Raw genomic sequence first — 24,195 nt, 5'->3', positions numbered from 1 at the left:
CGACGACACCTCCTCTCCGGCTCGGGACACCGCCGCCAGTGTCCCAGCCGGGCGGGGCCGCCCGCAATCCGATACCGGTGACCTGCTCCCGGCCTCAGCCGGCAGACGGTCAGCGAGCAAGATAGAGGGCATGCAGACACATCCGAACGTGCAGGCGGTGCAGGACGCGCTGAACGCCACCGACGCCCGGGACGGCTCCGGCGCTGGCTGCCAGGTCCAACTGTTGCCGGACGCGGTGCACACCGCCGCCGCAGCGGCGGCGGCGCTCGGCATCGAGGTCGGCCAGATCGCCAACTCGTTGATCTTCGACGCGGACGGGGAGCCGTTGCTGGTGCTCACCTCCGGCGCGCACCGGGTGGACACCGCGAAGGTCGCCGCCGACCTCGGTATCGGCAAGCTGCGCCGGGCCACCCCGGAGTTCGTCCGGGAGCACACCGGCCAGCCGATCGGCGGCGTCGCCCCGCTCGGACACCCGAAACCGGTCCGTACCCTGGTCGACGTCGCGTTGGAGCAGTATCCGCAGATCTGGGCCGCCGGCGGCGTACCCCGGGCGGTGTTCCCGACGACGTACGCCGAACTGCTGCGGATCACCGCCGGCACCGCCGCCGAGGTGGCGTGAACGACCCGGTCGACCCGCCGGGCCCGGTGCCCGGACTGGTCACCCTGCACGTCTGGCGGGTGCCCCGCCGACGGCTGCCGCGTGTCCTGGCCCGGATGGCCGTCGACGCCCGCCGGCTACGGCGCGTCGACGGCGTACGGTTCGCGAAGCTGCTCGGCACCGGGACCGGCACCGGGTTCGGCCCCACCGACGCCGACCCGACCCGGTGGGCGGCGCTCGTGGCGTGGGCCGACCCGGCCGCCGCGGCCGGATTCGACACCGGTCCGGTCGCCCGGTCCTGGCGACGGATCGCCGACGCGGCCGTCCGCGTCGACCTGCGGCCGCTGCACAGCCGGGGACGCTGGTCGGGTGTCGCCCCGTTCGGTACGCCGAGCGGCGGCCAGCCCGACGCCGGGCGGCCGGTGCTGGCGTTGACCCGTGCCCGGCTCCGACCGGCGCGGGCGCTCACCTTCTGGCGGGCGGTGCCGCCGGTCGCCGCCGCCCTGGCGCAGGCCGACGGGTTGCACTGCCGGTTCGGCATCGGCGAGGCACCACTCGGCTGGCAGGGCACGGTCAGCGTGTGGCGCGGTACGGCGGACCTCACCCGGTTCGCGTACCGTCACCCGCAGCACCGGGCGGCCATCACCCAGACCCCGGTGAAACAGTGGTACGCCGAGGAACTGTTCGCCCGGTTCGAGGTGCTCGGCGTCGCCGGTGACCGGGCTGTGCTGGGCTGGCTCGGAGAGGACGTGGACAGGACATGCGGTGCTGGCGGCGGATGAGGGACGGACACCGATGAGGCTGGTGCCGTGGCTGCCGGACGACCTGCTCCGCCGGCTCGACGACGTGGTCGCCGTCTACGGCGAGGCGATGAACTACCGGGCCGAGTTGCTGGAGGTCCGGCGCGGCTACATCGCCACCCACGTGCGACGCCCCGGGTTCCGGGCGGTCGCCACCCTCACCGACGAGGGCGCGCTGGCCGGGTTCGGCTACGGTTACCACTCCGCCACCGGTCAGTGGTGGCACGACCAGGTGCGCGGCGCGCTGCCCCGGTCGCAGCGGCAGACCTGGCTCGCCGACTGCTTCGAGGTCGTCGAACTGCACGTGCATCCGCAGGCGCAGGGCCACGGGCTCGGCGCACACCAGCTGCGTACCCTGCTGCACATGGCCGCCGGTGCGACGACCCTGCTGTCCACCCCTGAGGCGGACGAGCAGCGGTCCCGGGCCTGGCGGTTGTACCGCCGGTTCGGCTTCGTCGACGTGCTGCGCCACTTCCACTTTCCCGGCGACGAGCGGGCCTTCGCCGTGCTGGGCCGTACGTTGCCGTTGCCGCAGCCGCAGCCGGCCGCGCACCCGGACGCGGCCCCGACCCCGCGACGCTCATGAACCTGCGGCGAACGCTGCCCTGGGCGGTCCTGGCGCTGCTGGTGGCCGCCCAGATCGGCTACCCGCTGACCGGCGGCGGCGTACGGGCGGGGCTGACCGTCGCCACCGTGGTGATCGGCTTCGTCCTGTCGGTGGGCCACGCCGTGCTCAGCCGGGGGCCGCGCAGCGCCGCCGCGCTGGTGCTGGTCACCACCGGCGGCGGGCTGGCGGTCGAGGCCTGCGGGGTGGCGACCGGGTTCCCGTTCGGCGGCTACGACTACGCCGGCACGCTCGGGCCGAAGCTGCTCGGCGTACCGGTGATCATCCCGCTGGCCTGGACCTGGATGGCCTGGCCGGCCTGGCTGGTCGCGACGCGGCTGGTCGCCGGCGCGGCGGTCCGCAGCGCGGCGGCCCGGGTCGCCGTCGGCGCGGTCGCGCTGGCCGCCTGGGATCTCTTCCTCGACCCGCAGATGGTCGCCGAAGGCCACTGGACCTGGCTGGACACCGAGCCGGCGCTGCCCGGGGTGGCGGACATTCCGGTCGGCAACTACCTGGGCTGGCTCGCCGTGGCGGCGGTGATGATGGCGTTGTTGCAGCTCACCGGTGCCGCAGGCAGGGCCGAGCCGGCGGCGGACCAGCCGATGTACGCGCTGTACCTGTGGACGTACGCGTCGAGCGTGCTCGCCCACGCGGTGTTCCTCGGGCTGCCGGCGTCGGCCGGCTGGGGCGGGCTGGGGATGGGACTGGTCGCGGTCCCGTTCGCGGTGGCGCTGATCCGCGCCCGCCGACGATGAGTGGGTGGACGGCGGCCGCCGGCGGCGCCACCGCCATCGTCGCGGTGCTGCTGGCGCTGACCGCGCTGACCCTGGTCAACGCGCTGCGCTGGCTGCGTCGCCCGGTCGCGGTGACGGCCCCGGTGACCGAACCGGTGTCGATCCTGCTGCCGCTGCGCGACGAGGCCGACCGGGTCACGCCGTGCCTGCGGGCGCTGCTGGCCCAACGGTGGCTCACCGACTGGCGGATCGTCGTACTCGACGACGGCTCGACCGACGGCACCGCCGAGGTGGTCGCCGGGATCGCCGGTGCCGACCCCCGGGTCCGGCTGCTGACCGGCACCGGCCTGCCGCCCGGTTGGCTGGGCAAACCGCACGCCTGCCAGCAGCTGGCCGACGCCGCCGCGCCGGACGCCCGCACGCCGGACGCCGGCACGCCGACCGGCGTACTGGTCTTCGTCGACGCCGACGTGGTCCTCGCCCCGGACGCGGTGGCCGCCGCCGTCGCCACCCTGCGGGCCGTGCCGGCCCAGTTGCTCAGCCCGTACCCCCGGATCGTCGCCGGTTCGGCCGGTGAACGGCTGGTGCAGCCGCTGCTGCAGTGGACCTGGCTGACGTTCCTGCCGCTGCGGGCGATGGAACGCTCGCCGCGTACCTCGCTGGCCGCCGCCGGTGGCCAGTTCCTGCTGGTCGACCGGGCCGCGTACGACCGGGCCGGCGGGCACGCGGCAGTGCGTGACCAGGTGCTGGAGGACATCGCGCTGGCCCGGGCGGTCAAGCGGGCCGGCGACCGGATCGCCCTGGCCGACGGGTCCGCGCTGGCGACCTGCCGGATGTACGGGTCGTGGCGGGAACTGTCCGCCGGCTACACCAAGTCGCTGTGGGCGTCGCTGCCGTCGCCGGTCGGTGCGGCCGCCGTCGTGGCGACGCTGCTGATCCTGTACGCCGTACCGCCGGTGCTGGCCGTGGCGGGCCTGGTCGGGCTGGTCGCCGGTGCCGGGCCAGCGGCCGCCGGGCTGGCCACGGCCGGGGTGGCCGGCTACGCGCTCGGGGTCGTCGGCCGGGTGGTGGCGGCGCGGGCCACCGGTGGCCGGCCCGTCCCGGACGGATTGGCACATCCGGTCTCGGTCGCGCTGCTCGGTTGGCTCGTGATCCGGTCCTACTATCTGCGCAAGCGGCGGCGCCTCACCTGGCGCGGTCGCCCTGTGCTCATGCCCTGAGCGCCGTGGGCCGGCCGGTGCCGGCCGGATCGGTGCCTGACCAGCTGCGAGGAGGACACCGTTGAGCCGGGTGGTGGTGATCGGTGCCGGGGTCGGCGGGCTCGCCGCCGCGATCCGGCTGGCGCACGGCGGACACGACGTGACCGTCGTCGAACAGGCCGACACCGTCGGCGGGAAACTGGCCCGCTGGACGCGGCAGACCCCCGACGGCGAGTTCACCTTCGACACCGGGCCGAGCCTGCTGACCCTGCCGCAGGTCTTCGCCGACCTGTTCGACGCCACCGGTGAGCCGCTGGAGAAGGTGCTGGACCTGGTCGCGCTCGACCCGATCGTGCGGCACCGGTTCCCCGGTGTCGGCGACGCCGACGCGACCTGGCTCGACTCGTGCGCCGACCCGGCCCGGTTCACCGACCGGATCGTCGCCGCCCTCGGCGAGGGTGCGGCCGCCGACTGGCAGCGGGTGTGGCGGCGGGCGCAGCGGATCTGGGACGCCTCCTGGCGGGACGTGCTGCGCCGGGAGGTCGGCTCGCCGCTGGCGATGGCGCGGCTGGCGTACCGCCTCGGTGACCTGGCGGCGATCGCACCCGGCCGGACCCTGCGCGGGGTGCTGCGCCGCGACGTGCGCGACCCGCGACTGCGGACCCTGCTGGAGCGGTACGCCACCTACACCGGCGCGGATCCGCGCCGCGCCCCGGCGGCGCTGCTCGCCGTGCCGTACGCCGAGTTGACCTTCGGCGGCTGGTACGTGCGCGGCGGGCTCGGTGCGCTCGCCGACGCGCTGCTGTCGCGCTGCCTGGACCTGGGGGTGGTGGTGCGGACCGCGACGACGGTCACCGCGATCGACGCCGCCGGCGGCCGGGTGCACGGGGTACGGGTGGCCGGGGAGTCCCGGCCGGTGCCGGCCGACATGGTCGTGGCCAACGTGGACGCGCTGCGGGTCTACCGGGAACTGCTGCCGCACGCCGGACGGCTGGCCCGGCTCACCGACCGCAGCCTCGGCGGGTTCGTGCTGCTGCTCGGGGTACGCGGCCGGACCGAGCAGCTGGCACACCACACGGTCTTCTTCCCGGGCGACTACGACGCCGAGTTCGACGCGGTCTTCGGTGACCCGGGGCGCGGTCGCCCGGCCCGGCCGGCGGCCGACCCGACGGTGTTCGTCACGGTGGCCGACGACCCGGCGGCCCGCCCGGACGGCCACGAGGCGTGGTTCGTGCTGGTCAACGCGGCCCGCCAGGACCTGTCGTTGGCCGGGGTGGACTGGCGCCGGGAGGGTCTGGCCGACGCGTACGCCGACCACGTGCTGCGGGTGCTGGCCGAGCGCGGCGTCGACGTACGGGACCGGGTGCTGTTCCGCGAGGTCCGCACTCCGGCGGACCTGGCCAGCATGACCGGTACGCCGGGCGGGTCGATCTACGGCACGGCCGGTGGTCTGCTGCGGCCGGCCAACCGGGGGCCGGCGGCCGGACTGTTCCTGGTCGGCGGGTCGGTGCACCCCGGCGGCGGGCTGCCGATGGTGACCCTGTCGGCGCAGATCGTCGCCGAGCAGATCGGCCCGGCCGGGCGCTGACACCGGTGCCGGGTGGCGTCGACCCGGACATCGGGCGATGCGGGCGTCAGCTCAGGGTACGGCGGACAGCGGTGAGCAGTTGGCTGAGCCCGAACAGGGCCAGCAGCACCCACACCGCCGTGACGACGGTGAGCACCCCGGCGGCGAGATCCGGGGCGATCAGCGCGGCCGCCCCGGCCAGCAGCAGACCGACCAGGGCGGCACTGACCCGGGTCGGCCGCTCCCCCATGGTCACCGCACCGATCTCGCGCATCCCGGCCGCCGCCGCCCGGGCCCGCAGGTACTCGTGCAGCCAGGACAGCGCACCGGCGGCGACGACCAGCGGGCCGGGCGCGCCGGCCAGCCAGAAGGCGAGCAGCCAGAACGCCTCACCGGCCCGGTCGGCCAGCGAGTCGTAGACGTAGCCGAGCCGGGTGGCGCGCCCGGTGACCACCGCCAGGGCCCCGTCGACCGTGTCGGCGACCGCGGCCAGCAGCACCAGTGCGGCGGCGGCCAGCAGCCCGTACCCGCCACGGGCGGCGGCCACCGGCGTGGCGGCGCAGAGCACCAGCCCGGCGACGGTGACCGCGTTCGGCCCGACGCCGGCCCGGCCGAGCAGGTCGGCGACGGTGTGCGCGGCGCGCAGCCAGTAGCGCACCACCGGGGTGGCGGTACGCGGATCGAACCCGCCGTGCAGCCGTGCCCAGGTGACGGCGTAGTCCTGCCAGTTGAGCCGGGTGTCCACGACAGCTCAACCGTGGCCGGGCGCTACCGGTGGCGGGGCGGCGGTCACACCCGGGTGCCGGCGGCGACGCTGAGCCACACCTCGCGGGTGGCCGTCGACCTGTTCATGGTGATGAAGTGGATGCCCGGCACGCCCTCGTCGATCAGCCGCCCGCAGAGCAGGTTGGCCTGCTCGATGCCGAGCTGGCGGACCGCTTCGTCGTCGTCGGCGACCTCGGCGAACTGGGCGGCCAGCGCGGGCGGGAACGGCGCACCGGACAGCTGCTCGGAACGCTCGATGGTGGCCAGCCTGGTCACCGGCATGACCCCGGGCAGGATCGGCGTGTCGCAGCCGGCCGCCGCGACCCGGTCACGCAGCCGCAGGTAGTCGTCGGCGTCGAAGACCATCTGGGTGATCGCGAAATCGGCACCGGCGCGGCACTTGCGGATGAAGTACGCGGTGTCGGTGGCGATGTCCGGCGACCGGGGATGCTTGTACGGGAACGCGGCGACGCCGACGCTGAAGTCGCCCGACTCGCGGACCAGCCGGACCAGGTCCTCGGCGTAGTGCACCCCCTCGGGGTGCGGGATCCATTCGCCGGTCGGGTCACCGGGCGGGTCACCGCGCACCGCGAGCACGTTGCGTACGCCGACACCGGCCAGCCGGCCGATGACGTTGCGCAACTCGGCGACCGAGTGGTTGACGGCCGTGAGGTGCGCCATCGGCAGCAGCGTGGTCTCGGTGGCGATCCGTTCGGTGAGGTCGACCGTGGTGTCGCGGGTGGTGCCGCCGGCGCCGTAGGTGATCGACACGAACGACGGCTGCAGCGGCTCCAGCTCGCGGATCGCCTGCCAGAGCAGCCGCTCGCCGGCCGGGGTCTTCGGCGGGAAGAACTCGAACGAGAAGGTCGGCGCACCGGCGCGGATCAGGTCGCCGATCGACGGCTGGGAGCCGGGGAGTACGGACGGTAGACCGAGAGCCACGGATGTGACTGTACCGGGTGGCGGGTGAGATGCGTACCGGCCAGCCGATAGCGTCAGGGCGTGACAGAGAGCATCGCGGTCGCGCCGACCGACCGGGCCGACCTGCGTCAGCGGGTCGACCGCGCGCTGGCCGACTTCCTGCGCGAGCGGCGGCGCTGGTTGCGCGACGTCGACGAGGCCCTGATCCCGGTGGCCGACGCGATCGAGGACTTCGTGCTCGGTGGCGGCAAGCGGCTGCGGCCGGCGTTCGGCTACTGGGGCTACCGGGGCGCGGGCGGCGCCGACTCGGCACAGGTGGTCACCGCCCTGGCGGCGTTGGAGTTCGTGCAGGCCAGCGCGCTGATCCACGACGATCTGATGGACGGCTCGGACACCCGTCGGGGCGAGCCGTCGGTGCACCGACGGTTCGCCGCGGCGCACCGCCGGCACGGCTGGCGCGGCCCGGCGGACGGCTTCGGCGCGTCGGCGGCGGTGCTGCTCGGTGACCTGTGCCTGGTGTGGTCGGACGAGCTGCTGCACGGCTGCGGGTTGACCGCCGCGATGCTGCGGCGGGCCCGGCCGGTCTTCGACGAGATGCGTACCGAGGTCACCGTCGGGCAGTACCTGGACGTGGTGACCCAGTTCACCGGGGACACCTCGGTGCGCCGGGCCACCCAGATCGCCCAGCTCAAGTCGGCGAAGTACACGGTCGAACGACCACTGCTGCTCGGCGCGGCGCTGGCCGACGCGCCACCGTCGCTGGCGGCGGTCTACTCGGCGTACGGCCTGCCGCTGGGTGAGGCGTTCCAGCTGCGCGACGACGTGCTCGGGGTCTTCGGTGACCCGGACCGGACCGGCAAACCGGCCGGTGACGATCTGCGGGAGGGCAAGCGGACCTTCCTGGTGGCCTCGGCGTACCAGGCAAGTGGGCCGGCGGGCCGGGAGCTGCTCGACGCCCGGCTCGGCGACCCGGCGCTGGCCCCCGACGGCATCGACCAGTTGCGGGAGCTGATCGTCGCCAGCGGCGCGTTGGCGGTCACCGAGGCGCGCATCACCGAGCTGACCGCGCGGGCGTTGGCGGCGCTGGAGCCGGCAGCCGTCGAGCCACAGGCGCGGCAGGTACTGGTCGACCTGGCGGTCGCCGCGACCAGCCGCACCGGCTGACGGCACGCGACCGACCGCTGAGCGGTCAGCCGGTGGACGGTCAGCCGGCGGGCGGCTGTGTCGGCGGGCGGCGCTGGCGCAACCAGGTCAGCAGCCAGTCGCCGGTGCCGGCGGCCGGGGTGCGCCCCACCCCGCGACGCCCGAGCCACACCCACGTCGACAGGGTGAACAGCACCATGGCGAAGCCGAAGAGCAGGTCCTCCACCGGCGCGTACGCGATCCGCAGGCCGATGATCGCCCCGGGGTCGTAGGTGACGATCTCGCGGCCGGTCAGGATGCCGTTGGACAGCAGCTGGAAGCCGACGATGATCGGGTAGGTCGCCCAGAAGACCGCCCGCAGCACCAGCCGGGTCCGCAGCACCAGCAGGTCGACCAGCACGGCGGCCAGTACGCCGGTCACAGCCGCCAGGGTGTAGCTCATCGGGTGACCGGCCGCTGCTCGCGGGCCTCGTCACTGACCTCGTCGCCGGCCGACCACCGGTCGTCCGGCCGGCGGGGCCGGCCCGGCGGGGTACGCACCGCCCGGACCGCCTCGAATCCGAGCACGGTGCAGATCGGCACGACCACGAAGAACAGCAGCTCGTCCAGGGGCAGCCGGCCGGGCAGCAGGATCCCGGTGGTCTGCGCCGGGTCGAAGTCCCAGTGACCGGCGGCGATCGCCGCGATGTCCCACGCGACGAAGACCACGATCACCGGCAGCAGGGTCAGCAGCAGCCGGCGCCACCGCCGCAGTACGTTGACCCGCAGGATCGGTTCCAGCCAGAGCGCGGCGAGCAGGCAGCCGGCGAGCACCGCCAGGTAGCTGAGCCGGGCCATCGACGTCAGAAACCTTCGGCCTGGGCCCGGCGTTTCACTTCGCGGGCCCGGTCACCGCCGAGCGCCGCCGCCGGGATGCCGGGCAGCGTGTCGTCGGGGCGGTACAGCCAATCGAGGGTCTCCTCGTCGGAGAATCCGGCGTCGTGCAGCACGGTCAGCACCCCGGGCAGGTGCTTGCGGACGGTGCGGTTGGCGACCAGTTCGGCCGGCACCCGGCGGACACCTTCGCGGCGTACCGCCAGCAGCTCCCGGTCCCGGATCATCTGATGGACCTTGCTGATCGTCACCTCCAGCCGCTCGGCGACCTCGGGCAAGGTGAGCCAGTCGGTGGGACCGCCGGGGGTCGGTGTCGCGGACGCGGCGGTGGCGGGATCTGTCACATGACTACCCTGCCACGCAGCACACGCACGCCACCACGTACCCCGCAGGTAACGGTTTGGCCCGGTTCGGTCCGCCCGGGTCGATCAGTGTTCTGCCGCCACCCCCCGGCCGCATAGACTGCCTGCCGATGGACACACAGGTCGCCGATTCGCTGATGGGCTCGTTGATAGGCGGGCGCTACCGCATCCGTGCCCTCGTGGCCCGGGGCGGCATGGCGACCGTGTACACCGCCACGGACGAACGGCTCGAACGTACCGTCGCACTGAAGATCATCCATTCGACGCAGCTCGATGAGGTCCGCAGCCGCGACACGGGTTTCCTCGACCGGTTCACCGACGAGGCGAAGACCATCGCCCGGCTCACCCACCCCAATGTCGTCGCCGTCTACGACCAGGGCGTGCACGAGGGGCTGCCGTACCTGGTGATGGAGTACGTCCGGGGCCGGACACTGCGTGACGTGCTGGCGGAACGTCGCCGGCTCAACCCGGGTGAGGCGCTGGCCATCCTCGACCAGATGCTGGCGGCCATCGGTGCCGCGCACCGGGCCGGCCTGGTGCACCGCGACGTCAAACCGGAGAACGTACTGGTCGCCGAGGCACCGACCGGTGGCGCGGGCAACCTGATCGACAGCGTGGTCAAGGTCGCCGACTTCGGCCTGGCCCAGGCGGTGGAGGCCAGTTCCGAGGCGGGCGCCGGGCAGCTGATGGCGACGGTGGCGTACGTGGCACCGGAGCTGGTCACCGAGGGTCGGGCGGATCCGCGTACCGATGTCTACTCGGCCGGGATCGTGCTGTTCGAGATGCTCACCGGCCGGGTCCCGTACGACGGCGACCAGCCGGCCGTGGTGGCCTGGCAGCACGTCGACCAGGACGTACCGCCGCCGTCGCAGACGGTGCCCGGGATTCCCGCGATGGTCGACGACCTGGTCGTGCGGGCCACCCGCCGGGACCCGGGGCAGCGACCGACCGACGCCGGGGCGTTGCTGACCCAGGTGCAGGCGGTCCGCGACGATCTCGGCAACGCCAGCGCCAACACCGCGGTGCTGCGCCACGTGGCCCAGCCCACGATGGCGATCAGCCCCGTGCAGCCGGCCGACCGGCCGGCATGGGCCCGGCTGCCCGAGCCCAAGGAGAAGCGCGACCGGCCAGGGCAACGCCGCCGGTCCTCGGCCAGCACCGTGGTCCGGTCGACGGCGGCCGGTGGACCGCCGATGGCGGCGGTCACCGGCGACAGCTACACCCCCGGCACCTACCGCAGCGGTGACGCCGGTGCCGGCACGTACCGCAGCGGTGACGCCGGTGCCGGCGCCGGGCGCGGCGGGTGGCTGCGGGACCCACAGAACCGGCTGGCGGTGATCGCCGGCGTGGTGGTGCTGGTCCTGCTGGTGGGCATCGGCGGTTGGTGGTTCGGGGCCGGCCGGTACACGGCCGCGCCCGAGCTGGTCAGCCTCGACCGGGCGCAGGCCCAGGCACTGGCCAACGAGCGGGGCCTGACCGTCCGGTTCACCGACCCGCGCCACGACGACACGGTGGCCCGCGATCTGGTGCTCGCCCAGGATCCGCCGGGCAACGGCCGGGTCGTACGTGGCGGCGAGATCGTGCTCACCCTCTCCCTCGGCCCGGAGCGCTACCAGGTGCCCGACGTGGTCGGCAAGACCCTCGACCTGGCCCGGGTCGACCTGGAGAAGGCACTGCTCGTGCTGGAGCAGGGCCCCGACCGGTACGACGACAACCTGCCCGCCGGCAGGGTGATCGCCGTCGATCCGCCGGTCGGCGCCGAGGTCACCGCCGGCGACGTGGTGACGGTGACGGTCAGCAAGGGTCGGGCGCCGATCACCGTGCCGAACGTGGTCGGGCTCGACGTCAACGAGGCGCGGCGGGTCCTGGAGGATCTCAAGCTGGAGCCGTTGGTCGCCTCGGAGGAATCGGACAAGCCGAAGGACCAGGTGATCGGGCAGGAGCCGGCGGACGGTGCCGGGGTGGAGGAAGGCGCGGAGATCAAGCTGCGGGTGAGTGAGGGTCCGCCCGCTGTCACGGTGCCACGGATGATCGACCGTCCGTGTCCGGAGGCGCAGGCCGAACTGCAGGGTCTGGGCTTCACGGTCCGGGTCGACTTCAACCCCAACGGTACGGTCCGCTATCAGAGCCCGGGTGAGAACTCCCAGGTGCCGCCGGGCACCGAGGTCGTGATCGGGTGTCTGTAGTGCGGCCGGGGCACGGCGCCGACGGTCACCGGCGGGTCGGGTCGCACACGCCGACCTCGGGCGGGCTGGCGCGCGCCGCGCTGCCCTACGCCGACGCCGCCGGATCCGAGGTGGTGCAGGTCTACGTCGGCAACTCGCGCGGCTGGGCGATGCCCGACGGTGACCCGGCGCAGGACGCGGCGTTCCGGGACGGCTGCGCCGAGCGCGGGCTGCGCGCGTACATCCACGCCTCGTTGCTGGTGAATCTCGGCTCGCCGACCGCCGCCACCGTCGAACGCTCCACCGCGACCCTGGCGCACGCGCTGCGCCGGGGTCGCGCGATCGGCGCCGAAGCGGTCGTCTTCCACGCCGGCAGCGCCGTCGACGACGGGTACGCCGACACCGCGATGCGTCAGGTACGTGCGGCGCTGCTGCCGTTGCTGGACGCCGCCGAGGCCGCCGGTGGGCCGATGCTGCTGGTGGAGCCGAGCGCCGGCGGCGGCCGTTCGTTGGCGTCGCGGGTCGAGCATCTGCAGCCGTACCTGGCCGCGGTGGACTGGCATCCCCGGATGGGGGTCTGCTTCGACACCTGCCACGCCTGGGCGGCCGGGCACGACGTGGCCGCACCGGGTGGCATGACGGCGACGGTGGACGCGCTCGTCGCTGCGGTCGGCGCGGACCGGCTGCGGCTGGTGCACGCCAACGACTCCCGTGACGGTTGCGGATCCACCCGGGACCGGCACGAGACGATCGGCAAGGGCATGATCGGTGAGGCGGCGTTCGCCGAACTGATGCGGCATCCGGCCACGGCCGGGGTGCCGGTGGTGGCGGAGACCCCGAGCGACAAGCACCTCGGGCACGCCGCCGACATCGCCACGCTGCGACGGCTGGCGGACGACCCGGCCGCTCTGGCGACCGTCCGCCACCCGTCATCGACGCACTGACCTGGAGCTCAGGTACCGAACGCCCGGCGGATCAGGTACGGAGCCCGCGGTAGGCCCGCCCGGCGAGCGGAGCGAAGATCGCGGTGATCAGCAGTGGCCAGCCGATGGCGAGCCACACCGCGCCGTCAACCAGCGGACCGGCGGTGACCCCGGTCGGGCTACCGAAGAGTTGCCGGGCGGCGGTGGCGGTGGCCGACAGCGGATTCCAGGCGGCGATCGCGCCGAGCCAGCCGGGCATCGTCTCGGCGGACACGATCGCGGTGGAGAGGAAACCGACCGGCCAGACCAGCACCTGCACGGCCATTGTCGCGCCCTCGCCGCGTAGCAGCAGGCCGAGGTAGATGCCCAGCCACAGCACGGCGAACCGCAGCCACAGCAGCAGCCCGACGGCCAGGGCGACCGACGCCGGGCCGGCGTCGATGCGCCAACCGACGGCCAGCCCGCCGGTGATCAGCACGAGCAGTTCGACCGCCGAGGCGGCCATGTCGGCACCGACCCGGCCGAGCGAGACCGCCGCGCCACCGATCGGCATCGAGCGGAACCGGTCGGTGATCCCCTTGCGGGCGTCCTGGGCCATCGCGATGCTGGTCGCCTCGACGCCGAACATCATGGTCAGGGCTAGCATCCCGGGGAGCAGGAAGGCCAGGTAGTCGCCGCCGCCGGGGACGGTGATGGCGCCACCGAACAGGAATCCGAAGATCAGCAGCAGCATGATCGTGAAGAGCAGGTTGAAGATCGGGGTCCACGGTTGGCGTACCCAGTGGGCCAGGTCCCGTTGAGTGATGATCCATCCGGCGCGCAGGGTGGTCACCGGCCGGCCTCCTTGTCGGTCAGCGCGAGGAACACCTCGTCGAGGGTCGGGCGGCGCAGTTGCAGGTCCTCCGGGGTGATTCCGAGGTCGTCGAGGGTGCGCACGACGGCGGCCAGCGCGGTGACGGCGGCGTCGACCTCGACGGTCACCCGGCGGGCGTCGGCGTCGACGGTCGCGGGCGCGCCGACCGCGCGGGACAGTCGATCGGCGAGTGGCTCCAGCGGTTCGCCGGCGGCCAGGGTGAGGCTGACCCGGTCGCCGCCGATGCGGCGCTTCAACGTGTCCGGGGTACCGCTGGCGGCGACCCGACCGTGGTGCAGCACGGTGATGTCGGTGGCGAGCTGGTCCGCCTCGTCGAGGTACTGGGTGGTCAGCAGCACGGTGGTGCCCTGCTGCGCGACTTCGCGGACGCCGCGCCAGACCTCGGCGCGGGCCCGGGGGTCCAGCCCGGTGGTCGGTTCGTCGAGAAACAGTACGGCGGGCCGCACGATCATCCCGGCCGCGATGTCCAACCGGCGGCGCATCCCGCCGGAGTAGGTGGCGACCGCCCGGTCGGCGGCGTCGGTGAGGTCGAACTGGTCGAGCAGCGCGTCGGCCCGCCGCCGGGCGTCGGCGGCGGTCAGGCCGTACAGCCGGCCGAACATGACCAGGTTCTGCCGGCCGCCGAGGATCTCGTCGACGGCGGCGTGCTGACCCACCACTCCGATCCGTTTCCGCACCTGCCGGGCCTGGGTCCGGACGTCGAGTCCGGCCACCCGTACGTCACCGGCGTCCACGTCGATCAGGGTGGCCAGCGCCCTGACCGCAGTGCTCTTGCCGGCACCGTTGGGGCCGAGCAGGCCGTGGATGGTGCCGGCCGGGACCTGCAGGTCGATGCCGTCGAGCGCGGCCCGGTCGCCGTACCGCTTGCGCAGGCCGTGGGCTGTCAGGGCGTGTTCCATCGCCACTCGCTCCTAACTCCGTACTGGTTACGGAATATACCGCTGCAACACCGTACACCACACGGCGTATCCTGCGCACATGGCTGATCAGGACGTCGACCGCACGCTGACGCTGCTCTGGCGCCGTACTCTCGGCACCCCGCAGGGCTCGCGGGGGCCGAAGCAGCGGGTCAGCGTGGACGACGTGGTGACGGCGGCGATCGCGGTCGCCGACGAGGCCGGCCTGGCCGCCTTCGCACTGCGCAAGGTCGCCGACCGGCTCGGGCTGAAGCTGATGTCGCTCTACACCTACGTGCCGGGCCGCTCCGAGCTGATCGGCCTGATGGTCGACGAGGTGCTGGGCGAACGGGAACTGCCGGCACTCACCGGTGACCTGCGGCAACGGCTGCACACCGTCGCCCGGCACCAGTGGGACGAGGCACACCGGCACCCGTGGCTGCTGCAGGTCGACAACAGCCGGCCGTGGATCGGGCCGAACGGGTCGGACCGCTACGAGTGGCAGCTCACCGCCGTCGAGGGCGCCGGCTTCACCGACCTGGAGATGGACCAGATCGTCACGTTGATCAGCGGGTTCACCGCCAGCGCCGCCAAGGCGTCCATCGAGGCGCGTCAGGCCGTCGACCGGTCGGCGATGACCGACGCCCAGTGGTGGGAGATCAACGCACCGGTTCTGGAGCGGGTGATGCCGCCGGGCGCGTACCCGATCTCGTCACGGGTCGGCACCGCCGCCGGCCAGGAGTACAGCTCCATCGGCGACCCGCAGCGGTCCTTCCGCTTCGGCCTGGACCGGATCGTCGACGGCCTGGAGCGCCTACTGGAACGCTGACGCGGTAGGACCAGCGCTAGCGCCGCAGAATGCCGGTGAGGACGGCGACCGCCCGGTCCACCGCGTCGTCGTCGACGTCCAGGTGGGTGACCAGCCGGGCGGTGTCCGGCCCGACCACCGAGACCAGCACTCCCTCGGCACCGGCCGCCTCGGCCAGCGCCGGCCCACCCAGCGCCGTCGCACTCAGGTCCAGCGCGACGATGTTGCTGCGGACCTGCTCCGGGTCGACGACGCCGTACGGCGCCAACGCCTGTGCCAGCCGGGCGGCCCGCGCGTGGTCGTCGGCCAGCCGCTGCACGTGGTGCGCCAGCGCGTACCGCCCGGCGGCGGCGAGCACCCCCGCCTGCCGCATCCCGCCGCCCATCCGCTTGCGCAGCTGCCGGGCGGCGGCGACCCGCTCGGCGCTGCCGACCAGCACCGAGCCCACCGGTGCGCCGAGTCCCTTGGACAGGCACACCGACACGGTGTCGAACAGCGCACCGTAGCTGGCCAACGGCACGCCGTCGGCGACGTGGGCGTGCCAGATCCGCGCCCCGTCGCAGTGCAGCGCCACCCCGGCCGTGGCGGTCAGCTCGCGGAGGCGACGCAGCACCGGCGTACCGATGATCTGCCCGCCGGAGCGGTTGTGGGTCTGCTCGACGGCGACCGCCCGGGTCGGCACCGCCCCGTACCCGGCCGGCCGCAGCATCGCCGCGACCAGGTCCGGGTCCGGCGCACCGCCGGCGGCGGGCCAGGTCCGCGAGGAGATCCCGCCGTACGCCGCCGCCGCACCGACCTCGTAGGTGACCACGTGGGCGTCGGCGTCGCAGAGCAGTTCCCCGCCGGGCGGCACCAGGGTCTGCAGGGCGAGCTGGTTGGCCATCGAACCGGTCGGGGCGAACAGCCCGGCCTCGTGCCCGAGCATCGACGCGACCTGTGCCTCCAGCGCGTTGACCGTCGGGTCCTCGCCGTACACGTCGTCGCCGACCTCGGCGGCGGCCATCGCCGCGCGCATCCCCGGTGTCGGCCGGGTGACCGTGTCCGACCGCAGGTCCACCACGGTTCCCGCCGACGGACCGGGTCGGGCCGGGTCAGCCACGCAGCATCTCCGCGACCAGGAAGGCCAACTCGAGGGACTGCTGGGTGTTCAGCCGCGGGTCGCACGCGGTCTCGTACCGGTCGGGCAGATGGATGTCCTCGATCGCCTGGGCACCGCCGAGGCATTCGGTGACGTCCTCGCCGGTCAACTCGACGTGCAGGCCGCCGGGGTGGGTCTGCAGGCCCCGGTGCACCTCGAAGTAGCCGAGCACCTCGTCGACGATGCGGTCGAAGTGGCGGGTCTTGTAACCGTTGGACGACTCGTGGGTGTTGCCGTGCATCGGGTCGCACTGCCACACCACCCGGGCACCGGCGGCGGTGACCTTCTCCACGATGGGTGGCAGAGCGTCACGGACCTTGTGGTTGCCCATCCGGCTGATCAGCGTGAGCCGGCCGGGAACGTTGTCGGGGTTGAGCTTCTCGCAGAGCTCGAGTGCCTGCTCCGGGCTGGTCCCCGGGCCGAGTTTGACGCCGATCGGGTTGGCGATGCGGGAAATGAAGTCGATGTGCGCGCCGTCGATCTGCCGGGTCCGCTCGCCGACCCAGAGGAAGTGCCCGGACAGGCCGTAGGCGCGGTCGTCGGAGATGCGGGTCAGGGCGCGGTCGTACTCCAGGGCCAGCGCCTCGTGCGAACAGTAGAGCGTGACGGTGCGCAGCGCCTCGTCGTCGGTCATCCCACAGGCCCGGATGAACGCCAACGCCCGGTCGATCTCCCGGGCGATCGCCTCGTAGCGCTCCCCCGCCGGGGACCGCTTGACGAACCCCTTGTTCCAGTCGTGCACGGCGTGCAGGTCGGCCAGCCCGCCGGCGAGGTACGCGCGGAGCATGTTCATCGCGGCGGCCGAGTTGGCGTACGCCCGGATCATCCGCTGCGGGTCGGCGACCCGGGCCTGCGGCGTCGTCTCCAGCGAGTTGATCATGTCGCCGCGGTACGCCGGCAGCCCGAGCGCGTCCGTCGGCGCCGAACGCGGCTTGGTGTACTGGCCGGCCACCCGGGCCACCTTGACCACCGGCAGCGACGCGCCGTACGTGAGCACCACCGCCATCTGCAGGATGGTCCGGGCGTTGGCCAGCAGGTGACTCTCGGTGTTGTCGCTGAACGTCTCGGCGCAGTCGCCGCCCTGCAGCAGGAAGGCCTTGCCGTCACAGACCAGGGCCAGACGCTGCCGCAACTGGTCGACCTCGTACGGGGCGACGACCGACGGCACGTTGCCCAGCACCTGGCAGACCTCGTCGACCGCGGCCGGGTCCGGCCACGGCGGGGTCTGCGCCCGGGGCAGCTCCCGCCACCGGTCCAGGCCGAGCGCCACGTCCTCGACCGAGTCGATGGCGGGTCGGCTGGTCTGCAGGCTGGGGTGCCCGACCGACGGGTAGCTCAGCTGATGCCACTGTTGGCCCATGCGCCAAAGACTAGTCTGCGGTCGGGGCGCCGGGGTCGCCGGCCGGGGCGGTGAGGTCGCCGGCCGGGGGCGCTCCGACGGCGTCGTCGAAAACGGTGCCGACGTCGTCGGCCGGGTCGTCAGAGTCGACCGGCGGGTCGTCGGGGTCGACCGGCGGGTCGTCGGTGCCGGTCTGCGGGACGTCGGGGTCGGCCGCGCGGCTGGTCTCGTCGTGGATGCACCAGGTGCCGTCGTCGGCCGGGGTGACGGTGAACACCAGCTCGACCGGCACGGTCGTGCCGCCGGTGACGACCGTCACGCGGGTGGTGACCTCGTACCCGACCGTGGTCTGCCGGGTGCCGGCGATCTCCGCCTGCGGCACGGTGAACTCCTCGGCGAAGTCACCGTTGGGCCCGGTCGCGCTGGCCTCGAAGATCGGCTGGGTGGCGGGGCAGAACTGGGCCCGGCCCTGAGCGACGTCCTTGCTGCGCATCGCGTCCAGGTAGGCGTGCACCACCGCTTCGGACTCGCCCTGCCCGGTCGGCGTCTGCGCGGCCGACGGTGTGGGGGCCTGCGGCGCGGGAGCCTCGGTGGTGCAACCGGAGATCGGCAGGACGAGTACGACGAACGCCGGCAGCGCCACCCGTACCGCCTGGAACCGCATCCGCGTCCTCCTCTGTGACTACCCGGGCCGGGACGAGTCTACGGCGGCGGGCCGCCCCGACCCGGTGACGGTGAGCGCGGCGGCCACCGCGTCGGCGACCTGGCTGACGTACCGGGCGGGCAGCGGGGTCCGGGCGACCGCCAGGCGCCAGTAGAGCGGACCGACCATCAGGTCGACGAGCAGATCGGGGTCGGTCTCCGCCGGGATCTCCCCCCGGGCCACCGCGCGACTGGTCACCAGGCTGCCGATGCCCCGCTGGCTGTCGCGTAGCGCGGTCTGCAGGGTCTGCGCGATCGCCGGGTTGCGGGCCGCCTCGGCGAGCAGGTCGGGCACGATCTGCCCGGCCAGCGGATGGCGCAGGGCACGGGCCGCGATGGCGAGCACCACTTCGAGGTCGCCGCGCAGGGAGCCGGTGTCGGGCACCCCGGTCACCCCGACGGCCACCTCGGAGATGATCTCGATCACCATCTCGAGTTTGGAACCCCATCGCCGGTACACGGCCGTCTTGCCGACGCCGGCCCGGCGGGCCACCGCCTCGATCGACATCCGGCCGTATCCGACGGCGGCCAGCTCCTGGAAGACCGCAGCCCGGATCGCCTGTGTCACGTCCTCGCGGAGCACCGCCGCTCCGGCGGGTGCGCGTTTGCCGTCGCCCTGCATCCGTCGGAGTGTAGCCGAACGACGATACGGTTGCGTATCGTCGTTGGCTCCCCTACCGTTTCCGTCAGGACGCGACGGTATCGTTCCGTGCCACCGGGCACCCGAGGTGAAAAATCGGACGGGCAGCTACGGAAGGGGTCGGAGGTGCGCGAGTGGCAGCGCTGGCTGAGGGAAGGACGGACGGGATGCAGCAGCCAACCAGCGGCACGACCGTGACGCTGGAACCGGAGAGCGGGCCGACGCTCGCCGAACTGGCCGAGCGGCACGGGCTGGCTGTCAGCGGAGCCCGGCCCGGCCTGGGCACCTACCTCAGGCAGGTGTGGTCCCGGCGGCACTTCATCTGGACGTTCGCCAACGCCCGGCTGATCGCCACGTACACCAACGCCCGGCTGGGGCAGATCTGGCAGGTGATCACGCCGCTGGCCAACGCCGGCGTCTACTTCCTGGTCTTCGGGGTGCTGCTCGGCACCAACCACGGGATCGACAACTTCATCGCCTACCTGTGCACCGGCATCTTCATCTTCAGCTTCACCCAGCAGACGGTGAGCACGGCGGCCCGGTCGATCGCCGACAACCTGAACCTGATCCGGGCGATGCACTTCCCCCGGGCCAGCCTGCCGATCACCTCGGTCCTGGTCCAGGTGCAGCAGCTCGCCCCGTCGATGCTCGTCCTCGTGGTGATCATGCTGGTCACCGGCGAGTGGATCGACCTCAGCTGGCTGCTGCTGATCCCGGCCCTGATCCTGCAGATCCTGTTCAGCACCGGGCTCGCCCTGATGGTGGCCCGCTGGGCGTCGCGCACCAGCGACCTGTCCCAACTGCTGCCGTTCGTGATGCGGACCTGGCTGTACGCCTCCGGCGTCTTCTACAACATCGACCGCTTCACCGCCGACCTGCCGGGCTGGGTGGCGGTGGTGCTGCAGTTCAACCCGATGGCGGTCTACATCGACATCGTCCGGTACGCGCTGATGGACTCGATGGGCACCGCGCCCGGCTACCTGTGGCCGGCGGCAGCCGCCTGGGCGCTGGTGATGATCGTCGCCGGCTTCGTCTACTTCTGGCGTGCGGAGGAGGAGTACGGCCGTGGCTGAACCGCTGGTCGCACCGGCACCCGGCACCGACACCCGGGTGCCCACGGTGATCGTCGACAACCTGCACGTCGTCTACCGCGTCACCGCGGGTGGCGGCGGACGTACCAGCCCGGTCGCCGCGCTGCGGCGCATCGTCACCCGCCAGCCCGCCCCGTCGGTACGCGAGGTGCACGCCATCCGGGGCGTGAGCTTCGTGGCGTACCGGGGTGAGGCGATCGGGCTGATCGGCAGCAACGGCTCCGGCAAGTCGACCCTGCTGCGGGCGGTGGCGGGGCTGCTGCCGCCCCGCCGGGGCAAGGTCTACACGCAGGGCCAGCCGTCGCTGCTCGGGGTGAACGCCGCGCTGATGAACGACCTGACCGGCGAACGCAACGTGGTGCTCGGCTGCCTGGCGATGGGGATGAGCCCGGCCGAGGTACGGGCCAGGTACGACAGCATCGTGGACTTCTCCGGCATCAACGAGCGGGACGACTTCGCGTCGCTGCCGATGCGGACCTACTCGTCGGGCATGGCCGCCCGGCTGCGCTTCTCCATCGCCGCCGCGAAGAGCCACGACGTACTCATGATCGACGAGGCGTTGGCCACCGGTGACGCCGCCTTCCAGAAGCGCAGTGAGGAACGGGTCCGCGAGCTGCGGGCCGAGGCCGGCACGGTCTTCCTGGTCAGCCACTCCAACAAGTCGATCCTGGACACCTGCGAGCGCAGCATCTGGCTGGAGTCCGGGGTGATCCGGATGGACGGCCCGAGCGCCGACGTGGTCAAGGCGTACCAGGACCACGTCAACCGCAAGTAGGCCGCCCGGTCTGTCGCAGGACCGTACGGTCCTGCGACAGACCGGGCGCCGACCCTGTCTGCGGGTCAGCCGAGTCCGCTGCGGATCGCGGTGACCAGTTCACCGTTGCCGGTGTCGCCGGAGAGCTCCCAGAAGAAGGCACCGCCGAGACCCTGGCCCCTGGCGTAGTTCATCTTGCCGCCGATGGTGGCCGGGGTGTCGTAGCTCCACCAGTTGCTGCCGCACTTGGCGTACGCGGTGCCACCGACCGTGCCGGTCGCCGGGCAGGTGTTCTTGAGCACCTTGTAGTCCTCGATGCCCTGCTCGTAGGTGCCCGGTGCCGGCCCGGTGGCGCTGCCGCCCGGGGCGGTCTGGCTGACCCCGGTCCAGCCCCGGCCGTAGAAGCCGATGCCGAGCAGCAGCTTGCTGGCGGGGATTCCCTTGCTCTTGAGTTTCTGGATCGCCGCGTCGGACCAGAAACCCTGCTGCGGGATGCCCGGGTAGGAGGTCAGCGGCGAGTGTGGTGCCGTCGGCCCCTGCGCGTTGAAGGCGCCGAAGTAGTCGTAGGTCATCGGCATGATCCAGTCGAGGTTGCCGGCCGCGCCCGCGTAGTCGGTGGCGTCGATCTTGCCACCGCTGCTGCCGTCCGCGGTGATGGCGGCGGTGACCAGGGCCGACGGCCCGAACCGGGTGCGCAGCGCCGAGACCACGTTCTTGAACGCGTTCGGGCCGCTGGCGTCACAGGTGAGTCCGCAGGCGTTGGGGTACTCCCAGTCGATGTCGATGCCGTCGAACACGTCCGCCCAGCGGGGGTCCTCGACCAGGTTGTGACAGGATTCGGCGAACGCGGCCGGGTTCTGCGCCGCCTGGGTGAAGCCGCCGGACCAGGTCCAGCCGCCGAACGACCAGATCACCTTGAGGTGCGGGTACATCTGCTTGAGCTTGCGCAGCTGGTTGAAGTTGCCGCGCAGCGGCTGGTCCCAGGTGTCGGCCACCCCGTCGACGCTCTCCGCCGCCGTGTACGCCTTCTCGTAGTCGGCGAAGCTGTCCCCGATCGTGCAGCGTCCGCCGGTGGTGTTGCCGAAGGCGTACAGGATGTGGGTCATCTTCGCCGCGGACCCGCTGGTGTGGATGTTGCGCACGTGGTAGTTGCGGGCGTACACGCCCCACTGGGTGAAGTAGCCGACGACCTTCTGACCGGGCGGCGGCGGTGGTGGCGGCGCGGTGGTCGGTGGTGGCGTCGTCGGGGGCGCGGTGGTCGGGGGTACGCTCGTCGGCGGCGCGGTCGTCGGGGCCGGACCGCCGCCGCAGGCGACGCCGTTGATCGTGCAGTTCTGCGGGGCCCGGAAGGCGCCGGTGCCGATGTAGCCCCAGCTGATCGAGGCACCGGGGGCGAGGCTGCCGGCCCAGCTCTTCTTGACCGCGGTGTACCGGGTGCCGCTGCGGGTCACGTCGGCGTCCCAGAAGCTGCTGATGGTGGTGCCGGCGGGCAGGTCGAACTCGATCCGCCAGGTGCTCACCGGGGCGTCGGAGCCGTTGGCGACGGTCACCTTGACCTCGTGGCCGGTGCCCCAGTCGGAGGTGGCGACGAAGCTGGCGGAGATGCTGCCGGCGCCGAACGCCGCGGTGACCGGCACGGCCGCCGCAGCGGTCACCACTGCCAGCGCGCCGGCCCACACGGCACGGCGCAGGGATGTTCTCATGAGGCGTCTCCCTATTAGTTAGGAAACTTTCCATAAAGTGTCTGAGACGCTACTCACCTGTCCAACCGTTCGTCAAGATGTCGATATCTCGATGCGGTGGGCGACCGCGCCGCAGCTCAGACGCGCCGACGCCCAGAGAAGCCGCACTCCAGCCGGTGATACCAGCGGATCTCGCCGTCACCTTCCAACCAGCACCAGAGCACGGGGCGCCCGTCGAGCTCGCCCGGGAAGTCCAGCAGCACCGGGGCGACACCCTTGACCTGGATGTCCTGCTCGTTGACCTCGTCGATGATCCCGTAGATCCGGGCTTCCAGCCCTTTGACCTCGGCCAACCCGCCGTGCGGGCTCGGCACTCCGGCGGCCAGGTCGGCCCGCAACTCGGCCAGGTCCGCCCGCAGCGACACGAGCTCGTCGATGCGGGGTCGCAGGGTTGCCATCAGGTGCCGCGCCTGGGCGAGAGTGAACACGTCCGACAGTATGGTCCACCGAGCGGACCGGCGGACACCACCACCGCTGCCCCCGGGCCGCCGCCGGACGCCCGAGCGCCGGCGGCGGCACAGGGCGCGTCGGCGGAACGCGCCCCGGTCGGCCGGCCACCGGGGGGCATCCAGGGCCGGCACCACGACGTCGCCGCAGGGGGAAGTGTCGATGCGACGTCGGTACGGTGGTCCCGGCCGCGAACCGGTTCCGCTGATCAGGCGCCACAACCACCGTTGTTGCATACGGTAGCCACATCGCCACGTTCGGCGGAAGTCCTGGAACGTGAATGAATGCCTCAGGTGTGCTGCGCGGCCAGCTCACGGGCCCGGTCGCGGGCCGCCTCCAGCGCCGCGAGCAGGGCCGCCCGTACGCCGTGGTTCTCCAGCTCCCGGATGGCCGAGATCGTGGTGCCGGCCGGCGAGGTGACGGCCTCACGCAGCTTGACCGGGTGCTCGCCGGAGTCGCGCAGCATCACGGCCGAGCCGATCGCCGTCTGCACGATCAACTCGTGGGCCACCTGGCGGGGCAGCCCGAGCAGGATCCCGGCGTCGATCATCGCTTCCACGAGCAGGTAGAAGTACGCCGGCCCGGACCCGGACAGCGCGGTGACCGCATCCTGCTGGGACTCCGGCACCCGCAGCGTGGCGCCGAGTGGCGTGAACATCTCCTCGGCCAGGGCCAGGTGCGCGGCGGTGGCGTACCGGCCCGGCGAGATCGCCGTCATCGCCTGGTCGACCAGGGCCGGCGTGTTGGTCATCACCCGGATCACCGGAGTGCCCTCGGGCAGCCGCCGGGCGAAGAACTCGGTCGGCAGCCCGGCGCACAACGAGATGACCAGCTTGTCGGCCGGCACCTTCGGGCCGATCTGGTCCAGCAGAGCGGCGGCGTCCTGCGGCTTGACCGCCACCGCCAGCACCTCGGCCTCGGTGACCGCGACGAGGTTGTCGACCACCGGAACGCCGTACCGCAGGGCGAGGTCCTCGGCCCGCTCCCGACGCCGGGTGGTGGCCAGCAACTGTGCGGCCGGCCAACCGGCGCGCAGCAGTCCGGACAGGACCAGCTCACCGATCTTGCCGGCACCGATCACCGCGACCTTGTGCGCGCCGGGAGGCATCC

General features: G+C 72.9%; 26 protein-coding genes. 12 read left to right on the top strand and 14 right to left on the bottom strand.

All coding sequences use genetic code 11. The annotated features are described in order from the left end of the window. The first annotated feature begins 130 nt into the window (after window positions 1-130). From O7608_RS15530 to O7608_RS15505, 6 genes are all read left to right on the top strand, one after another. Window positions 131-619: a YbaK/EbsC family protein gene (locus O7608_RS15530; RefSeq protein ID WP_289210644.1), complete on the top strand. Its 489-nt coding sequence runs from the start codon at window positions 131-133 to the stop codon at window positions 617-619. Beyond that, window positions 616-1,380 carry a monooxygenase gene (locus O7608_RS15525; protein ID WP_289210643.1) on the top strand — a complete coding sequence of 255 codons (765 nt, stop codon included), beginning with the start codon at window positions 616-618 and terminating at the stop codon, window positions 1,378-1,380. The genes O7608_RS15530 and O7608_RS15525 overlap by 4 nt, the downstream gene beginning before the upstream one ends. Window positions 1,381-1,393: 13 nt before the next feature. After that, entirely contained in the window at window positions 1,394-1,984 is a 591-nt protein-coding gene (locus O7608_RS15520; protein ID WP_289210642.1) for a GNAT family N-acetyltransferase, read from the top strand. Then, complete coding sequence (locus tag O7608_RS15515) at window positions 1,981-2,757, top strand: carotenoid biosynthesis protein (protein ID WP_289210641.1); 777 nt, start codon at window positions 1,981-1,983, stop codon at window positions 2,755-2,757. The genes O7608_RS15520 and O7608_RS15515 overlap by 4 nt, the downstream gene beginning before the upstream one ends. Further along, window positions 2,754-3,956 (top strand): glycosyltransferase family 2 protein, encoded by a 1,203-nt coding sequence (locus tag O7608_RS15510; RefSeq protein ID WP_289210640.1) that lies wholly within the window; start codon window positions 2,754-2,756, stop codon window positions 3,954-3,956. Before O7608_RS15515 ends, O7608_RS15510 begins: the two co-directional genes overlap by 4 nt. Before the next feature lie 61 nt (window positions 3,957-4,017). Then, the gene (locus O7608_RS15505; protein ID WP_289210639.1) at window positions 4,018-5,523 is read left to right on the top strand and encodes a phytoene desaturase family protein; all 1,506 of its coding nucleotides are present in this window, start codon (window positions 4,018-4,020) and stop codon (window positions 5,521-5,523) included. 46 nt (window positions 5,524-5,569) lie between these two features. Here the strand turns inward: O7608_RS15505 and O7608_RS15500 are convergent, their stop codons facing one another. Both O7608_RS15500 and metF read right to left on the bottom strand, forming a co-directional pair. Next, window positions 5,570-6,247 (bottom strand): CDP-alcohol phosphatidyltransferase family protein, encoded by a 678-nt coding sequence (locus O7608_RS15500; protein ID WP_289210638.1) that lies wholly within the window; start codon window positions 6,245-6,247, stop codon window positions 5,570-5,572. A 44-nt stretch (window positions 6,248-6,291) separates the two neighbouring features. Further along, window positions 6,292-7,209 carry a methylenetetrahydrofolate reductase [NAD(P)H] gene (gene metF, locus O7608_RS15495; RefSeq protein ID WP_289210637.1) on the bottom strand — a complete coding sequence of 306 codons (918 nt, stop codon included), beginning with the start codon at window positions 7,207-7,209 and terminating at the stop codon, window positions 6,292-6,294. 60 nt (window positions 7,210-7,269) lie between these two features. Between metF and O7608_RS15490 the strand changes: the two genes are divergently transcribed. After that, the gene (locus O7608_RS15490; protein ID WP_289210636.1) at window positions 7,270-8,352 is read left to right on the top strand and encodes a polyprenyl synthetase family protein; all 1,083 of its coding nucleotides are present in this window, start codon (window positions 7,270-7,272) and stop codon (window positions 8,350-8,352) included. Between the two features lie 40 nt (window positions 8,353-8,392). Here the strand turns inward: O7608_RS15490 and O7608_RS15485 are convergent, their stop codons facing one another. Genes O7608_RS15485 through O7608_RS15475 form a run of 3 tightly spaced genes read right to left on the bottom strand, consistent with a single transcriptional unit; the run spans window position 8,393 to window position 9,548 of the window. Then, window positions 8,393-8,773 (bottom strand): lycopene cyclase domain-containing protein, encoded by a 381-nt coding sequence (locus tag O7608_RS15485; protein ID WP_289210635.1) that lies wholly within the window; start codon window positions 8,771-8,773, stop codon window positions 8,393-8,395. Beyond that, complete coding sequence (locus tag O7608_RS15480) at window positions 8,770-9,168, bottom strand: lycopene cyclase domain-containing protein (RefSeq protein ID WP_289210634.1); 399 nt, start codon at window positions 9,166-9,168, stop codon at window positions 8,770-8,772. The genes O7608_RS15485 and O7608_RS15480 overlap by 4 nt, the downstream gene beginning before the upstream one ends. A 5-nt stretch (window positions 9,169-9,173) precedes the next feature. After that, on the bottom strand, window positions 9,174-9,548 hold the full coding sequence (locus tag O7608_RS15475) for an Rv2175c family DNA-binding protein (protein ID WP_289210633.1): 375 nt from the start codon (window positions 9,546-9,548) through the stop codon (window positions 9,174-9,176). 128 nt (window positions 9,549-9,676) lie between these two features. Between O7608_RS15475 and pknB the strand changes: the two genes are divergently transcribed. Then, a complete protein-coding gene (gene pknB, locus O7608_RS15470; protein WP_289210632.1) occupies window positions 9,677-11,752 on the top strand; it encodes a Stk1 family PASTA domain-containing Ser/Thr kinase in 2,076 nt (691 codons plus the stop codon). Then, the gene (locus O7608_RS15465) at window positions 11,752-12,675 is read left to right on the top strand and encodes a deoxyribonuclease IV (RefSeq protein WP_289210909.1); all 924 of its coding nucleotides are present in this window, start codon (window positions 11,752-11,754) and stop codon (window positions 12,673-12,675) included. The genes pknB and O7608_RS15465 overlap by 1 nt, the downstream gene beginning before the upstream one ends. A 31-nt stretch (window positions 12,676-12,706) precedes the next feature. Here the strand turns inward: O7608_RS15465 and O7608_RS15460 are convergent, their stop codons facing one another. Then, complete coding sequence (locus O7608_RS15460) at window positions 12,707-13,486, bottom strand: ABC transporter permease (protein WP_289210631.1); 780 nt, start codon at window positions 13,484-13,486, stop codon at window positions 12,707-12,709. After that, window positions 13,483-14,427: an ATP-binding cassette domain-containing protein gene (locus O7608_RS15455; RefSeq protein ID WP_289210630.1), complete on the bottom strand. Its 945-nt coding sequence runs from the start codon at window positions 14,425-14,427 to the stop codon at window positions 13,483-13,485. Before O7608_RS15455 ends, O7608_RS15460 begins: the two co-directional genes overlap by 4 nt. 79 nt (window positions 14,428-14,506) lie before the next feature. Between O7608_RS15455 and O7608_RS15450 the strand changes: the two genes are divergently transcribed. After that, window positions 14,507-15,253, top strand: a complete 747-nt coding sequence (locus tag O7608_RS15450) for a TetR/AcrR family transcriptional regulator (RefSeq protein ID WP_289210629.1) — start codon at window positions 14,507-14,509, stop codon at window positions 15,251-15,253. 16 nt (window positions 15,254-15,269) lie between these two features. On the opposite strand, the gene O7608_RS15445 is transcribed toward O7608_RS15450, so the two are convergent. The 4 genes from O7608_RS15445 to O7608_RS15430 are packed head-to-tail and all read right to left on the bottom strand — an operon-like array spanning window position 15,270 to window position 19,033. Continuing rightward, entirely contained in the window at window positions 15,270-16,292 is a 1,023-nt protein-coding gene (locus tag O7608_RS15445) for a threonine aldolase family protein (RefSeq protein WP_289210908.1), read from the bottom strand. 31 nt (window positions 16,293-16,323) lie between these two features. Next, a complete protein-coding gene (locus O7608_RS15440; protein WP_289210628.1) occupies window positions 16,324-17,730 on the bottom strand; it encodes a class II 3-deoxy-7-phosphoheptulonate synthase in 1,407 nt (468 codons plus the stop codon). Between the two features lie 10 nt (window positions 17,731-17,740). Beyond that, window positions 17,741-18,373 (bottom strand): nuclear transport factor 2 family protein, encoded by a 633-nt coding sequence (locus O7608_RS15435; protein ID WP_289210627.1) that lies wholly within the window; start codon window positions 18,371-18,373, stop codon window positions 17,741-17,743. An 18-nt stretch (window positions 18,374-18,391) separates the two neighbouring features. After that, complete coding sequence (locus tag O7608_RS15430; RefSeq protein WP_289210626.1) at window positions 18,392-19,033, bottom strand: TetR/AcrR family transcriptional regulator; 642 nt, start codon at window positions 19,031-19,033, stop codon at window positions 18,392-18,394. Between the two features lie 185 nt (window positions 19,034-19,218). Here O7608_RS15430 and O7608_RS15425 point away from each other — a divergent pair, with 185 nt between their 5' ends. Continuing rightward, the gene (locus tag O7608_RS15425) at window positions 19,219-20,124 is read left to right on the top strand and encodes an ABC transporter permease (protein WP_289210625.1); all 906 of its coding nucleotides are present in this window, start codon (window positions 19,219-19,221) and stop codon (window positions 20,122-20,124) included. After that, window positions 20,117-20,917 (top strand): ABC transporter ATP-binding protein, encoded by an 801-nt coding sequence (locus O7608_RS15420; protein WP_282228333.1) that lies wholly within the window; start codon window positions 20,117-20,119, stop codon window positions 20,915-20,917. Before O7608_RS15425 ends, O7608_RS15420 begins: the two co-directional genes overlap by 8 nt. Window positions 20,918-20,982: 65 nt before the next feature. Here O7608_RS15420 and O7608_RS15415 read toward each other — a convergent pair whose 3' ends face one another. The 3 genes from O7608_RS15415 to proC form a co-directional block, all read right to left on the bottom strand. Next, complete coding sequence (locus tag O7608_RS15415) at window positions 20,983-22,599, bottom strand: glycosyl hydrolase family 18 protein (protein ID WP_289210624.1); 1,617 nt, start codon at window positions 22,597-22,599, stop codon at window positions 20,983-20,985. A gap of 116 nt (window positions 22,600-22,715) precedes the next feature. Continuing rightward, entirely contained in the window at window positions 22,716-23,066 is a 351-nt protein-coding gene (locus O7608_RS15410) for a DUF2203 domain-containing protein (RefSeq protein ID WP_289210623.1), read from the bottom strand. Window positions 23,067-23,374: 308 nt separating this feature from the next. Further along, entirely contained in the window at window positions 23,375-24,193 is an 819-nt protein-coding gene (gene proC / locus O7608_RS15405; protein WP_289210622.1) for a pyrroline-5-carboxylate reductase, read from the bottom strand. Window positions 24,194-24,195: the final 2 nt, after the last annotated feature.

Origin of the sequence: Solwaraspora sp. WMMA2056 (genome assembly GCF_030345095.1) — a bacterium.
In the GTDB taxonomy this organism is placed as follows: domain Bacteria; phylum Actinomycetota; class Actinomycetes; order Mycobacteriales; family Micromonosporaceae; genus Micromonospora_E.
The sequence above is the reverse complement of the archived record's forward strand: the minus strand, read 5'-3'. Positions and strand labels throughout refer to the sequence as shown.